We start from the raw sequence: 14,887 nt of genomic DNA, 5'->3' as shown, positions 1-14,887 counted from the left end.
ATGAAAGAGGAATATTTGCAACAATACTTATATTGCTTTGTTGTAATATGGTAGGAGAGGTGAAGGCATGGAATTTGGAAAAATGAAGATAAGGTGTCACGATAAACTGTCTGTATTGTATGAATAAATTTATGACTAACCTGATCGGCTATATTAAAACAGATCGTTGGATACTGGTAAGTATCTGCATCCTTGCAGTACTGCGACTTTCATGCATATGGCTAATGGGCTTAATGCCACAGGATGCCTACTATTATTTTTATGGCCAACATCCTGCTTTATCTTACTTCGATCATCCACCGGCAGTAGCCTGGATGACGAGAATATTCACTACTCTTTTTGGCCGACATGCATTTGCCATCAAGCTAGGAGATACTGTTATTACAATGTTAACCGTTTTGGCTTTTTATGTGCTGTCGAAAAAGTTTCTCAGTTTGCATAAAAGTTGGAATGCATTGTTACTCTTGTATTCCACATTCATGGTGACCATCTTATCGTTGGTGACTACGCCGGATGTACCATTAATGTTATTTTGGACGATCTCATTGATTTGTTTGTATAATGCCGTGTTTGAAGAAAAACCACATTGGTGGATCTGGACAGGCTTAGCTATGGGACTGGCATTCGACAGTAAGTACACCGCAGTGTTTTTGCCTATGGGCACAGTTTTATTTTTACTGCTGTCTAATCGCAATCGGCGTTGGCTAATTTCGCCGTGGTTTTATGGAGCGGTAGTAGTCTTTGTACTGGCTGTCTCCCCGGTAATTATCTGGAATGTTGGGAATAATTTCGCATCTTTTCGTTTTCAATCCTCCGAAAGGGCGCATGATATTGAAGTGAACTGGCTAGATGTGTTGGGTGTAATCGGACATCAATCGGCCGTATTATTACCAGTATTATTTTTCGGGATATGCTATTACCTGTGGAAAGCGTTGCGACGCTACGGACTACGCTGGTGGCGGGTTCCGGACAGGGAATTATGGTTGTTATGTTTCTTTCTTCCTTTGTTTTTGGGATTTTTTTTAATCTCACCTCTATATTGGGTAAAACTAAACTGGATGATGCCTGCGTATATAACAGGGATCATGTGGGTCAGCATATGGTTAGGAAAACGATATCTGCGCTGGCAGTATATCATTTCACTAGTGGTACATCTGGCGTTGGCAGTTGAAATACTGTTTTACCCGGTGCCGGTGAAGTCGGATGATACCTGGGCAGGATGGGAAGGATTAGGTGAACAAATGCAACAAATCGCTTCAAATTATCCAGGTGATTTTATTTTCTCCGCAGATGACTATAAAACAAGCGCCATCCTTAACTTTTACCTGGGTCGCATGGTTTATTCGCAGGAGATTATTGGCAGAAGAGCGCTGGAATTTGATTTTGTTGGCACAAATCTACAAGCATTAAAAGGCAGAAATGCCCTTTTTATAAACTCGCTTACTGATGTGAACGACGACAAAGAGGAATTGGCCGCTGTGAAAGAGCTGAAACCGTTCTTCAGTAGTATAGAGCAAATACCACCCATCGTGGTCAAACGAAACGGCAAAGTTATCAGGAAGTTCCTGGTGTTTAGATGTTTGAATTATCAACCGCCTGAACATTATTATTAAACTTTTATTGATGATGGCCGTCATAGATTATATTGATGAGAATCATCCGTTTAATGTATTAAATCATTTTTTATAGATGTAGCGTACTGTAGTTTTGTTTTACAGTTAACATCTATCTAAAGTTAAACGGATGTCAGTCTTTACTGGTATCTCGTCACCGCTGCTAGCAGCGGTGACATTTTTTAGAGCAGCAATCAAAACGACCCAATATGTACACCGAATCTTCCATCAACTCGATTCAACAAAGATTTTGTGAAGGTTTTCTTTTTTTCCCGTTCAAGCAGTTGAAGAAATCGGGTAATCATATTTATAAGCAATATAAATCGCAGTCAGGCATACGCCAGGTGTTGGAAGAGAATAAGGGAGCGATAGATTTTCACATATTTTTTGCGCAACAGTTGCGGGAGAAAATCTCTAGAGTGGCCATCCCTAACGGTATTTCGTTGATGCGTCAAGTGGAAGATCTGTTCGAAGGAAATGGGAGAAATGAGCAAACCACTGCCGCTGTATTCACTGCCTTCACCGAAATGTTGACTACTTATTACAGCGAATTATCTAACTATCAGTCGGTAGTCTTATTGCGTCAGCAGGAATCTTTGAAGCCAATGACTAAAAGAACCCCTGATTGTGCCAATGCCGCCGATGTTTTCAGTACAGAATGGCCCCGGATGATCAAGCAGTTTATCAATAATGGTAATGCCGTAGTGAAATTCCTGCAGGAAAATCTGGAAACAAATAATACTTATCATCACCTTCCTGCAGATTGTACCCAACAGGAAGTAGAAGATGTCATCGTTAGTATCCAGGCATTCAATGCCATCCAATATCAATTGATTTCCCTGTTAAAACAATGGAACCAACGACAGCAGCAACATAACCGACAGGTCTATCTAAATTAGTATGCAACATTTGGAGAATAGCATTCACGTAAAGGCGGAACAGGACAGGATTTGTCGCTCGTGGCTTACAGTAGTAGAAGAGCTGAGAGAAGAGAATGCCCTGTTAATCCGCTTGCTGGCTGCGGCACTATCCAGGACTGTAACCCAGGAGTTTGTAGAAACCGCCGAAAAATACCAGGCCCGTTTCCTTATCGTAGAAGAAGGACTCCTGCTTTTACGTCATGAAATTGGAGAAGTCCGCGAATGGCTGAAAAAACAGACAGCCGTAAAAGTCCCGTTTTCATTCCACGAACTACAACGGGATGTAGATAAAACAGAACAAGACTTTGTTGCCCTGCGCGCCCACTTCCTGCAATTTGCAGGAATGAATCAGTAATGCTTAACTGATAATAGCAGCCAGCTTTTCCCTGTCTGTGATGATAATATCTCCTTCTTTTAATTGAATCAACGACTCATTACGGAAATCTCCTAATGTTCTAATCAACGATTCTTTCGCTACACCCGCCATAGCGGCCAGGTTATCTCGACTAATATGCAACGTATAGTCGTTACCGGAGTCATTGAATTTTTTGTCGAGCAACAATATTGCTTCCGCTACTTTCTTCCGCAGCGAATTATAAGCAATACCAATCAGTTGTTGTTCTCTTTCAGCCGTATTTTTAGCTAATAGTTGTACAAATTTCCGCATCACTGGCGGATGTTGATTGATGAGCAATTCAAAATCCTGTTGAGGAATCAATAGGAGGGAGGTATCGTCCATCGCTTCTGCATCTTCTTGGTAGGCGCTTTCCTGTAACATGGCTTGGTATCCGAAGAAATCTCCTTCATTATACAATCCGATAATCAGTTCTTTGCCTTCCTCATTACGTTTGGAAGTTTTTACTTTTCCCTGCGTGATGTAGTAGAGAAATTGTGGCTTATTGCCTGCGGAATAAATTTGTTGTTTCTTTTTATAATGTGCAACAGGTTTGTTGTTTTTGAGCGAATCGAGTAATTCTTTTTCCGTGAGATGACGTAATACCTGCGTAGTATTACTTTGCTTATCCTGGCGCAGCTCAGCGGATCTTTTCAGGCGGGAAGCTACTGCATTGAGGAGTTCCGTGCCTTCGAAAGGCTTGGTAATATAGTCATCGGCGCCTTGTTCCATGCCTCTACGCTGTTCATTCCTGTCTGTTCGGGCGGTAATGAAAATGAATGGAGTACGTTGTAGTGTTTCATTCTTATGCAGCAGGTGGAGGACGCCAAAACCATCCAGTACCGGCATCATGATATCACAGATGATGAGATCTGGTTTATGTTCCAACGCCATGGCCACACCTTCTTTCCCATTGGATGCCGTTAACACCTGGTAGTTGGCCAATTCAAGAATCTCGGACATATTGTCGAGGATTTCCCGGTTGTCTTCAATCAATAAAATTTTCTCCATATGCTTATATTTCGACGCAGGGAATAGTTACTATAAACTCCGTACCCTCATCCAGAATGGATTTGCAGGTAATGGAGCCGCCCATGATCTCCGTATACCGCGAAACGATATGCAAGCCCAATCCGGTCCCTTGGATATGGGATGCGTTTCTTCCCCGGAAAAACCGGTCGAACAGGTGCAGTTGATCTTCTTTAGAAATGCCTATTCCTTTGTCTTTCACAGACAGTTGCAGGTATTGATAATTACGCTCGCTTCTTACTGAAATGATGGCGCCATCCGGCGAAAATTTGATCGCATTGGATACCAAGTTCATCACAATATGTTTTAGTAAACCCGCATCCAGACTAACAGTTGGCGTGCCGTGATGCGCATAGTATACATGTTGTGAAGGCTTCCGGAGTCCTTGCATTTCGCTGATGACCGTGCCTATTAATTTGCTCGGTTCAAAGGTACTATTCCGGAGTTGAATTTTTCCTTCCTCAATTTTACCTAAAGAGAGAAAATCATTCAACAAGTCTGTTAATAAATTAACAGCAGAAACAATCCTTTGAATATGTTTATCTCTTTTCGGTTGATCCTCGGTTTGCTGATATTGCGCAATCAGGTAAACGCTGGAAAGAATGGTGCTTAGTGGCGTCCTGAATTCATGGGATGCCAGCGATACGAAGCGGGATTTCAATTCATTCAAATCTTTCTCTTTTATGAGCGCTTTCCGCAAATCCGCCTCGGCTTTTTTTCGCTCAGAGATATCTATCGCGATGCCTACATATCCTGTAATCTGACTGGCATCCCTGATAGCGGAAATCGTGAGCGATACCGGCAGTTTGGAGCCATCGCGGCGTATGTAGTTCCATTCGTATTCATTAGGGAGATTGCGCCTCGCTTTGATGGTCAGTGTTTCCAGGCCTGGTTCTACAGTTTGTTGTAGTTGAAGGGAGAATTCCACTGCACGGTTTTCCAGTTCTTCCGGATCATGAAAGAGCAGGGGAGATTCGATTTCAATTAGGTCCACGGCCCGATAACCGAGGAGACGCTCCGCAGTTGGATTAAACCAGCGGATAAATCCTTCTGGACTAAAAACGATAATAATGGCATCCGCATTATTCCAAATGCTGCTAAGAAAGCTATTCATGCGCTGCAAGGCATTGTCTTTAGCTTCATCCTCGCGGATACGGTTTTTCAATTGTTCGATAGTGTCAGTTAGCTCTCTCGTGCGTGCTGCCAACAGTTGCTCAAATGCGGCAGTATCAGATACATTCACATTAACGCCTTGCTCCTTGTTGCTGATTGTCATTTGAATAGGATGATGCGTTTTATAAATTTAACGATTCGCGATACTTTGTGTATCTTACAGTTAACATATTTCGATGAAACTCAATGTGATCATAACAGGTACTACCGGAATGGTCGGTGAAGGTGTTCTTCACGAATGCCTACAGCACCCGGATATTGCCTCAGTACTGGTCATTAATCGCAAGACTTGCGGCATTTTGCATCCCAAACTAATAGAAATTATCCACCACAATTTCTTTGATATTTCTGCCATCACGCCACAGTTAAGAGGATTTAACGCATGTTACTTTTGTGTAGGTGTATCCTCTATCGGCATGAGAGAAGAAATATATAAACACTTTACCTACGACCTGACAATGTACCTGGCAAGTGTATTGTCCGTAGAAAATCCTGATATGACTTTCTGCTACGTTTCAGGAGCCGGAACAGATAATACTGGTAAGAGCCGTCGGATGTGGGCGCGCGTGAAAGGCCAAACTGAAAACGACCTGATGCAGTTGCCCTTTAAAGCAGTATATAATTTTCGCCCGGCATACATTCAACCGATGAAAGGTTCTTCCAATACCCATAAATTCTACTACGCTTTTGCATGGTTATACCCTCTATGGCAAATGTTATTTCGTAACTATGTTTGTACGCTGGGGGAACTGGGTGAAGCGATGATCCGTGTCTCCCAAAACGGCTACCAGTCGCATATTCTCGAATCAAGGGACATTGTAAAAGTGATTAAAAACAATTTTTCAACTGTTGGCTGAAAAATAAAAATCCCGCTGATTCAGCGGGATTTTTTTGATATGTATGGTGTAAAAACAGGTGCTATTGGAATAAATTGACCCGAAGGTTCAGCTCCATAGAGCCATTGGAATAGGTGCGTAATCCCGCCGTTTGTGTAGTGTACAGGAATTGAATATGCAGGTAAGGAATATAGGCAAAGCCAGCTCCCAGTGTGAAATTACCGGTGGAATGGTAGATGGCAGTGGCATCTGCCCAATTATGCAGCAAACCTGCTCTTGCGCCGATATCAAGAATCCCATCGCCACCATAGATATTACGATAAAACACTTTAGGCTCCACGCTGGTGATTTGCTCCCCAGCGTCAAACCTATATCCAGCGCCTATGATGAACTTCTCGGTTCCGTAAGTCCTGCTTTCTACTTTGTTTCTAGCAAAACTGAATACATTCGGTAAGGCTGCCTGAAATACCCAATGTTTGTCGGTATAGGATACGCCAAAATCCGACTCAAAATAGTTATCCCGGCGGTTGTAAGCACCTATAGACGGATCGTTCGGGTCTGCATTCATATCCTTGGTATTCAGGTGCTTTCCATAGAATACAGCGGAAATACCAAAATTCAGAAATTGCCTGTCTTGCCCTAACGGGAGATGATAGGCATAAGTGGCGGCTACCCGCGTATTTTGCAGCAACCCGGCGGCATCATTGTATACCTGCAAACCAGCGCCTACGCGATATCCCACATAACCGTCTGCGGTTAATAGTTTGGTCTGGGGACTGCCAGGCATATCTGACCATTGCTTGCGATAGGCGAGGTTTACATGCAGGCCGCTATCCAGTCCAGCAAAGGACGGATTAGACATATAGGGATTCAGGAAGTATTGTATTCCTAGTGGATCTACCACAGCATTGGAGTTTCCAAAGCTTTGGGCCTCGGCAAACTGACTACTGGCAGAAAAGAGTGCGACGGTGAAGCATATCCGTGCGAATATTTTGTTGGCATGCATGCGGAACCTCATCATATATAGGTATGGATGGTGTATTCTTAAAACATGCAAATATAATATAATGTATTGCTATTTTATATATGTGGGAAGAAATTTGTTCACAACGGGATAAAAAAAGGGCCGGGAGCGGAGTGAACCTAATACCGCTGCCCGGCCCTACAACTATAGGATTGTGTACGTGTGTCTACTATTGCATTACTTCAGACATGCCCTGCATACCTGCTCCCATGTTCTTGCGTTTGAACAAGCCCACATCCATCTTACCAAAACGGTAAGCTACTGTTAGGCGGAACATCTGCGGGTCACGCAAACGGCTGTACGTTTGTGTGAAATAAGGGCTTTCTGAATACTGTTCGCTGATCCTGCTTCTGAAGATATCGCTTGCTGCCAATGTCACAGAAAGGGCATTGGTTTTCAGGAAACTCTTCTTGATAGCAGCATCTACGCCCCACAGCGCTTTGATATAACCCTGAGAAGCATTCATAGACTGCTGCATAGGAGGGCCGTCCTGGCGCTGCTCTTTGTTGACAGGCAGGTTGGTTTTAGACTGATAAGTACCAGAGAGCTGCAGCTCGAATTTCGCAGGCAGCTTGAAGTTGTTATTCAGTTTACCAAACCAGCTCCATAAGGCATCCTGAGATGCTCCCAGTGTAGTGGTGTTAATCTTGGAATTATAAATATTCACGTTAGCTGAAAGGTTCCACCATTTAGCAAGATTGGTGGTGGCAGTCAGTTCCGCACCAGCAGCATAGCTGGAATTGGCGTTGATATAAGTATTGAGCAGCAGACTATCGCCAGTAGCTGGGTTCAGCTCTTTCTGGAGGTACCTAGTAATCAGATTATTGGTGTACTTGTAATACAGGGTAGCCATGAAAGTACTGTTGTTCTTGAACGTTTTCAGGTAAGAAAACTCGAAGGACTGTGTAAACTCAGGCACCAGGTTCGGATTACCTTTGGTGATATTCAGACGGTCGGTAGAATCAGTATATGGTATCAGTTGCATGAAGTTAGGCCTGTTGATACGGCGGGTATAACTTGCTTGCAATTCCTGGTTGTTTTTCAGCTTCTCTGTCAGGAACACAGAAGGGAACAGACTTGCAGGATAATTATTGCTGAATTTCTGATTCTTTCCGAGGATTTCTCCATCATAATTGCTGCTTTCCAGGCGTAATCCCACCTTATAGCCAAATTTGCCGATCTGGTCGGAAACGCTGGCGTAAGCGGCATATACGTTATCGTTGTTTTTGTAATGGATGCTGGTAGCAGGTACCACTACAAAATCTCCGGTGGTTGGGTCCTGGAAGGAGTTCAGGGTATTGGTATTAATTGTTTTTCTAGAGAAACGCAGACCAGTTTCCAGTTTCATGGTTTTGGTCAGCGGGTCTACGAAGTCGGTTTGAGCAGTGAGGAAGCTGATATCGCCGCCACCATTGATTTTCTGTACTTCTTTACCACCGATCTGGGAGGTATTACCTTTCAGATAATTGGTGGTATACAGCGCGTCATTATCGGAAGAACCTCCGAAGTAATTGACATCCACGGTCCACTCTTCTCCTTCCTTCGGAAACAGTTGTTTCATACCCAATACCAGCCCGTTGGCATTGAATTGAAAACGTGTATCAGAAATACGGTTACTGAAATTGCTCACAGTGCCAGCAGAGAACAGGCTATCGGTACGGGTGTCAATTACTTCTCCAGGTTTCATCTGACCGTGTACTTTGATACCAGCAATGGACAAAGTAGTACGGTTAGTCATGAAGTAGTCTACTCCCAGTTTTCCGAATATGAATCCACCATTGGTTCTATTGCTATTATCCTGGTGAATGTAGGAAGGAGTAGCACCATTACCGAAATTATTTCTGTCGGTGAAACCGGTACTTCTGCTTTTCATTTGATTGCCCATGGCACTGGCACTCACGTTGAATTTACCTTGACGCAGGTTGAAATCGGCGCCACCATTGAGTGCACCACGTTTGTCAACACCTGCACGCAAGTTACCATTGTAACCAGTTTTGCGGTTTTTCTTCAACACGAGGTTCAGGATACCAGCGTTACCACCAGATGCATCGTATTTTGCAGAAGGGTTAGTGATCACTTCTACGCTTTCGATAGCGTCAGCAGGAACTTGGTCCAGGGTCAAGGTAGTAGGGCGACCGTCGATATAGAGCTGAGGACTTGAATTTCTAACGGTAACGTTACCATCGATGTCTACATTCACAGAAGGAACGTTTTTCATTACGTCTACAGCAGTACCGCCGGCGCTAGTCAGATTTTTCTCTACGTTGAACACTTTCTTGTCAACATCGAGTTGCATCAGTGGTTTTGAACCGGCTACAGTTACGCCTTTTAACTGGCTTACATCTACTTCCAGCTTGAGATTTCCCAGATCTTTATCCAATGGAGGGAAAGTTACCGGGCGCTCAATTGTTTTGAAGCCGGTAACACTAATTTTAAGTTTTAAACCGCGGCGCAGAGGAACGTCGTCCAAACTAAATTCACCATTAACTTTGGTTAAAGCTCCTTTTACCAATACATCCTTTGGTTTTTTGGTGAGTGAATCCACCTTAGATTGGAGGATGATAACAGAAGCATAGGGAACTGGTTTACCATCGTTGTCTAGGATCTTACCATACAGATGTCCGGTCATGCCGCCAGGCATGGCTCCACCGCCACGCGCACCAGCAGGGGCTTGGGCCTGGGCACCCACAAGAGTTAACAATAAAAAGGTAATTAACAGATATAACTTTTGCATAATAAAGGGAATTATGAGAATGCAAAAGTATTGCGGGTTTTTATTGTTTTAAAGTAAATGCGACCATCTTTGGAAAAAATGCTACGAAAGTTATGTTTTGTGACGTGAATGCATGCTTTTTAGAATCCCGTCTTTCCGGTAAGTGCTTGCAAGGGTTCCCGATAAGTATCACCCACCGGTAACTCCAATTCATCCAGGAATACACTGTTTTTGCGGATAGCTGTAATGCAGGACACGGCTACAATATAGGATTTATGCACGCGCAGAAATCTGTTGACCGGCAATTGTTCTTCCATGGATTTTATACTCATTCGTGTTACTATGGGCTTGGTGCCATTCTTCAGATGAATACGTACATAGTCTTTCAGTCCTTCTATCCAGATGATATCATCAAATACCACTTTGAACAGACTGTAATCCACATTTACAAAGAAGAATTCCGGTTGTAGTTCTCTACTGGATTTGTTGCCAGATTTTAAGAGGAAAAGTTCGTAGGCTTTATTGCATGCCCTTACAAAACGCTCTAGGGGAACAGGTTTTACAAGATAATCTGTTACATCCAGGTTGAACCCTTCCAAGGCATATTTTTCATAGGCAGTAATCAGTATGACCATAGGTTTACTGGCCATAGATTGCAGGAACTGCAAACCGGTGAGTCCTGGCATCTGAATATCCAGGAAAATGAGATCTACGGGTTGTTTTTGCAGTACTTCTATCGCTTCGAAGGCATTGTTACATTTGGCTACCAACTGGAGGTAAGGGACTTTGGAAATATTATCTTCCAGTAAATCAAGTGCCAGTGGTTCATCGTCTACGGCAATACATTTCAGCATCAGTGCAGATTTAGTTGCAATAATACAGAAAACCATCCATCCTGTTTATGGATGTCCAGTTTGTGCTGCTGGTCGTACAATAGATTGAGTCGGCGACTCACATTGGCCAATCCGATGCCGCTCGTTTTATCTTTGACTTCCATCGGAATATTATTGTATTTATTCTTTACCGTGAAGTACAGCACCTTTTCTTTCACTTCCAACTGGATATCTATCATGGCATCCATAATCATACCTGTACCATGTTTGAAGGCATTTTCCACGAAGGGGATGAGCAGCATGGGTTCTATTTCATATCCTGTTTCCGGCGCATCCAACTGCGAAACGATGGTAACATTTTTACCAAAACGCTGCTGTTGCAGGTCTATATAGCTTTGGAGGTATTCTGATTCCTTGACCAGCGGCACTTTCTGTTCATCGGTTTCGTAGAGCATATAGCGCATCAGGCTAGAAAGCTTTATGAGGGAAGGTTCCAGGGCATCGGATTTCTTGCGTGCCAGGGCCACCATGTTGTTCAGTACATTGAACATGAAATGCGGACTTACCTGCGACCGTAATAGTGACAATTCCGTTTGGAGGTTTTCTTTTACTTTTTCAGACGCCAGTCGCTCGTTGAGGAGACGGTCCTTGATCATCTGGTAGGCTGTACTCGAGGATAATACGAAGAAGGAGGTGAAAAATGTAAAGAGGATAGCTGGCTTGATATCTATTTTATGGGCTTTCAGAAAGACCATCTCAAATGCGTAGCGCATACTGTACAGTGCCAGTAGCACCGTAAGCAAAGAGGCTGCATACTCCAGGTATCTTTTCTTATAAACAAAAGTGGGTATATAAATGAGGGCATTCAAATAGAAAAATCCTACTAGTGCCGTATAATATACATAGCTAAAAACCGACCAGGCATCGTGATCGGGAGAGTGTTTCCGTTCGGGGTCCTGGTAGGAAGGTTTCAGCAAGTACGGCAACGAGTACAGCAGCACCCATGCAAATACATGTAGCGCTACTACTGCCCATTTATTTTTATACCACCCTTGTTTCATCCCCTGAAAGTAGTATTATTCTTCTTGTCGAGGGTATGATTGCGACCAACTCCGAAAAATATACGACGAATACCTATTCGGGTTGTTCTCCCGCAACTAGTCGCTGTATTCTGTGCTGGCTAGTAATAATATTTGCTTTCAGATCGCTGAGAATGGAATATAAACCGAAATATGTACGATTGATATATAAAGAATGGCTGGAGCCCCGGGCTACTTTGGATTCCCGGACTTCTTTCATATTGTATAGTTCATCCATGTAAGCATATATCTCATTAAAATAAGTTTCATTGCCGAAATCAAACGTTTCTAGTGTGAAAGGCAATGTCATGAGATCGATCATATGCTGAAACAGTTCCGAGAAGAAAGCCACTTCTTTAGGGCTGTCTGTAGGATGGATCATTTCTAAGTTGGTATAAATCTGGTGTCGGCGATCCGTGTCTTTCAATACTTCTTTATCTACCAACAGGAAATAGTTGGTATAGAAATCTTCTGGAATCACCTTTACGCAACCGAAATCGAATATCGCCACTGTACCATTCGCTTGCATCAAGAAGTTGCCTGGATGCGGATCTGCATGTACTTGTTTGAGCGCATGTACCTGGAATTGGTAGAAATCCCAAAGTGCCTGCCCGATTTTATTACGAATTTCCTGACTGGGATTGGTTTGCAGGAATTCCTTCAGGTGCATACCATTGAGCCAATCCATGGTAATAATCCGTTCGGAGGAATATTCCGGATAGTAGCCAGGGAAAAGGAGTCCTGGGATATGGGCGCAGGCGGCAGATAAAGCCATCGAGCGCTCTAATTCCAGTTTATAATCGGTTTCTTCCAGCAGTTTGGTTTCTATCTCTTCAAAATATTTATCCATATCTGCTTCCTTCATGCCTACAATCCTGATGGCAAAGGGTTTCACGATACGGAGGTCCGATTTCACGCTGTTGGCAACGCCAGGGTACTGGATTTTAACTGCCAGTTCTTTCCCGTTTTTCACGGCTTTATGTACCTGTCCGATACTCGCTGCATTGGAAGCATGTAAATCAAAGCGGTCAAAAAGTTGGGTAGGCGATTTTCCTAATGTTTTAACGAAAGTATTCACCACCAGTGGCCCAGATAGCGGAGGCGCGCTATATTGGGACATGGCAAATTTTTCTGTGTAGGCTTTCGGGAGCATTCCCTTGTCCATACTGAGCATTTGCGCCACTTTCAACGCACTGCCTTTGAGATTACTGAGGGTATTGTATATATCCGCCGCATTATCTTGGTGGAGTTCTTCTTTTGTAACAGAAGGGTCCATGAGTTTGCGGGTATAGTGTTTAATATAATTCGTACCCACTTTCAGGCCGGTAGTCACGAATTTGCCTGCGCGTTCTACCTTCCCGGTGGGAATGTTGTTTTGTTCTTTCATCACTATCTTTTCATGAACAGAAATTTCCCGAAATCGAGAATACTATCGAGTGTATTGGTGCCTATGAGTTGGAAGCTAAGATGGACGGCCTTTTCAATGGCGGCATCGGTCAGTTCGAAGTTAACGCTAGTATCTTCCAGCCAGTATTTCAGTACAAATAAGGCCTGTACCCAGAAGCCGTGTACATACTGGTCAGAAACATATTTTCTTTCTTTTATTTCGGAAGACACGTAGCCCTCCTTGATGAGCGCTGCCGCAAATTCATAGAATGCGGTCTTAAAAGTGTGTAGCTTCTTCCTGTAAACTAATGGAATGTGAAAAATATCTTTCTGTAAGAGGAAATAACTACGGTCGTCCCGCAATTTGGATACCCACAGAAAATAGAAGGAGAGCAACTTTTCCTGGGCGTTGTACTGGTGATAGGTTTCATCTGCCCGTAACTGGCTGACCGTTTCCTCAAATACCGACAGCCAAATATCCTGTTCTACTGCTTCCAATGAGCTATAGAACTCATAAAAAGAACTCTCCGGCATATCCAGTTTCTTGCACAACATATATACAGACACTGGTTCTTTGCCGTTTTCCAGCAGATACAATTTATATGCGTTACGTATACTATTCTTGTCCATAGATTGGCAATTTTGGGTTACATAACAAATTTACGTCACTTTGTAATACAAAGTGAATTTTTTTACGGCTGGATATGTTAAATCTGGAAAGAATTATTTTTCTTGAATTTTGCTCACCATCCAAATGATAACGAGGCCGCAAATGGCCATGATACTGAAGGAGATACGTAAGCTGGAGGCTTGCGCTACAAAGCCCACCAGGGGTGGCACTACTAGGAATCCTAAATATCCGATAGTAGAGATAGACGCGATGGTTTGACCGCTGTTGGTATTTTTGGATTTTCCAGCGAGACTAAATACCAACGGCACCACACAGGCTACACCCAGGCCGGCGCAGATGAACCCTAGTATGGCGGTTACAGGATGCGGGAAAATGATCGCGGTGGCCAAGCCTACTAATATTAAAATGCCGCTATATCGCAGGATGGTTTTAATACCGGTACGTTGTACGAGCTTGTCTCCGAATAATCGTCCTAAAGTCATGGCAGTCATATAAATCCAGAATGCGGTAGCTGCTTCCGCTTTGGTGCCGCCCACTACTTTCTCATAATAGATGCTGCTCCAGTCGTACATTGTATTTTCGGTGGCCATACAAGCGAAGCAGATAAAGGAAAATTTCAGGAGGGATTTATCAGGTAAGGAAAATGCAGGCTTCTTTTCCATGCTGGGAACAGGCGTATCCGGATAGCTATTCGGATAGTAAATCAATGTAAACACCAACAGGAGCAGACTGATACCAAACAGGTGCCAACTGGGCGCCACATTGTATTTGATCATCAGGAATCCTATTCCAGCGCCGGTTACGCCGGCAATACTCCAAATACCATGAAACGTAGTGATGATGGATTGTGGAAAGAGGCGCTGTACCAGCACGGACTGCGCATTCATACTCAGATTGAGTAGGTTTCTGGCAGATCCGAAACAAAGCAATACCAGGGCCAATTGCCAGATACTAGACGTGAATCCAGGCATACTGAGGATAAGGTTAAAGAACAGCGCACCAAACACCATGATTTTTCTACTGCTGAACTTCCCTAGTAATTGCTGCGTGATAGGCATGGTACACATCAACCCGATGGGAAGGGCCAGCAGCACTAATCCTAACTGTGCCTCATTGAGTCCCAGTTGATGCTGTATGGAAGGAATCCTGGAAGCCCAGGAGGAGTAACCTAGTCCTGATATAAAAAAGAATACGGAAGTGGCAATCCGGTATTGTTTGGCATTGGTTTCTTTCTGCAGATCGATAAACATCCTACG

At 43.4% G+C, this 14,887-nt stretch carries 13 protein-coding genes; 4 read left to right on the top strand and 9 right to left on the bottom strand.

What is annotated here, in order from left to right:
* The first annotated feature begins 119 nt into the window (after positions 1 to 119).
* From JO154_RS08910 to JO154_RS08900, 3 genes are all read left to right on the top strand, one after another.
* Positions 120 to 1,613 carry a glycosyltransferase family 39 protein gene (locus tag JO154_RS08910; RefSeq protein WP_291943964.1) on the top strand — a complete coding sequence of 498 codons (1,494 nt, stop codon included), beginning with the start codon at positions 120 to 122 and terminating at the stop codon, positions 1,611 to 1,613.
* A gap of 209 nt (positions 1,614 to 1,822) precedes the next feature.
* Complete coding sequence (locus JO154_RS08905; protein ID WP_291943961.1) at positions 1,823 to 2,512, top strand: hypothetical protein; 690 nt, start codon at positions 1,823 to 1,825, stop codon at positions 2,510 to 2,512.
* Position 2,513: 1 nt separating this feature from the next.
* On the top strand, positions 2,514 to 2,888 hold the full coding sequence (locus tag JO154_RS08900; RefSeq protein ID WP_291943958.1) for a hypothetical protein: 375 nt from the start codon (positions 2,514 to 2,516) through the stop codon (positions 2,886 to 2,888).
* A 3-nt stretch (positions 2,889 to 2,891) separates the two neighbouring features.
* Here the strand turns inward: JO154_RS08900 and JO154_RS08895 are convergent, their stop codons facing one another.
* Positions 2,892 to 3,938 (bottom strand): response regulator, encoded by a 1,047-nt coding sequence (locus JO154_RS08895; RefSeq protein WP_291943955.1) that lies wholly within the window; start codon positions 3,936 to 3,938, stop codon positions 2,892 to 2,894.
* A gap of 4 nt (positions 3,939 to 3,942) precedes the next feature.
* On the bottom strand, positions 3,943 to 5,232 hold the full coding sequence (locus tag JO154_RS08890; protein ID WP_291943951.1) for a PAS domain-containing sensor histidine kinase: 1,290 nt from the start codon (positions 5,230 to 5,232) through the stop codon (positions 3,943 to 3,945).
* A gap of 73 nt (positions 5,233 to 5,305) precedes the next feature.
* Between JO154_RS08890 and JO154_RS08885 the strand changes: the two genes are divergently transcribed.
* The gene (locus JO154_RS08885) at positions 5,306 to 5,986 is read left to right on the top strand and encodes an epimerase (RefSeq protein WP_291943949.1); all 681 of its coding nucleotides are present in this window, start codon (positions 5,306 to 5,308) and stop codon (positions 5,984 to 5,986) included.
* Positions 5,987 to 6,047: 61 nt separating this feature from the next.
* On the opposite strand, the gene JO154_RS08880 is transcribed toward JO154_RS08885, so the two are convergent.
* From JO154_RS08880 to JO154_RS08850, 7 genes are all read right to left on the bottom strand, one after another.
* A complete protein-coding gene (locus JO154_RS08880; RefSeq protein ID WP_291943946.1) occupies positions 6,048 to 6,986 on the bottom strand; it encodes a PorP/SprF family type IX secretion system membrane protein in 939 nt (312 codons plus the stop codon).
* Between the two features lie 172 nt (positions 6,987 to 7,158).
* Positions 7,159 to 9,723: an outer membrane beta-barrel protein gene (locus JO154_RS08875; RefSeq protein WP_291943944.1), complete on the bottom strand. Its 2,565-nt coding sequence runs from the start codon at positions 9,721 to 9,723 to the stop codon at positions 7,159 to 7,161.
* Positions 9,724 to 9,842: 119 nt separating this feature from the next.
* Entirely contained in the window at positions 9,843 to 10,556 is a 714-nt protein-coding gene (locus tag JO154_RS08870; RefSeq protein WP_291943942.1) for a LytTR family DNA-binding domain-containing protein, read from the bottom strand.
* Positions 10,556 to 11,596: a histidine kinase gene (locus JO154_RS08865; protein ID WP_291943939.1), complete on the bottom strand. Its 1,041-nt coding sequence runs from the start codon at positions 11,594 to 11,596 to the stop codon at positions 10,556 to 10,558. The genes JO154_RS08870 and JO154_RS08865 overlap by 1 nt, the downstream gene beginning before the upstream one ends.
* Before the next feature lie 73 nt (positions 11,597 to 11,669).
* Positions 11,670 to 13,001 carry an AarF/ABC1/UbiB kinase family protein gene (locus tag JO154_RS08860; RefSeq protein ID WP_291943936.1) on the bottom strand — a complete coding sequence of 444 codons (1,332 nt, stop codon included), beginning with the start codon at positions 12,999 to 13,001 and terminating at the stop codon, positions 11,670 to 11,672.
* A gap of 2 nt (positions 13,002 to 13,003) precedes the next feature.
* A complete protein-coding gene (locus JO154_RS08855; RefSeq protein WP_291943933.1) occupies positions 13,004 to 13,630 on the bottom strand; it encodes a TetR family transcriptional regulator C-terminal domain-containing protein in 627 nt (208 codons plus the stop codon).
* A 93-nt stretch (positions 13,631 to 13,723) separates the two neighbouring features.
* Positions 13,724 to 14,881: an MFS transporter gene (locus JO154_RS08850; RefSeq protein ID WP_291943930.1), complete on the bottom strand. Its 1,158-nt coding sequence runs from the start codon at positions 14,879 to 14,881 to the stop codon at positions 13,724 to 13,726.
* Positions 14,882 to 14,887 lie beyond the last annotated feature (6 nt).

This window comes from Chitinophaga sp., from assembly GCF_019236475.1.
Classification (GTDB): Bacteria; Bacteroidota; Bacteroidia; order Chitinophagales; family Chitinophagaceae; genus Chitinophaga.
This window is presented reverse-complemented; position numbering and strand designations above follow the sequence as displayed.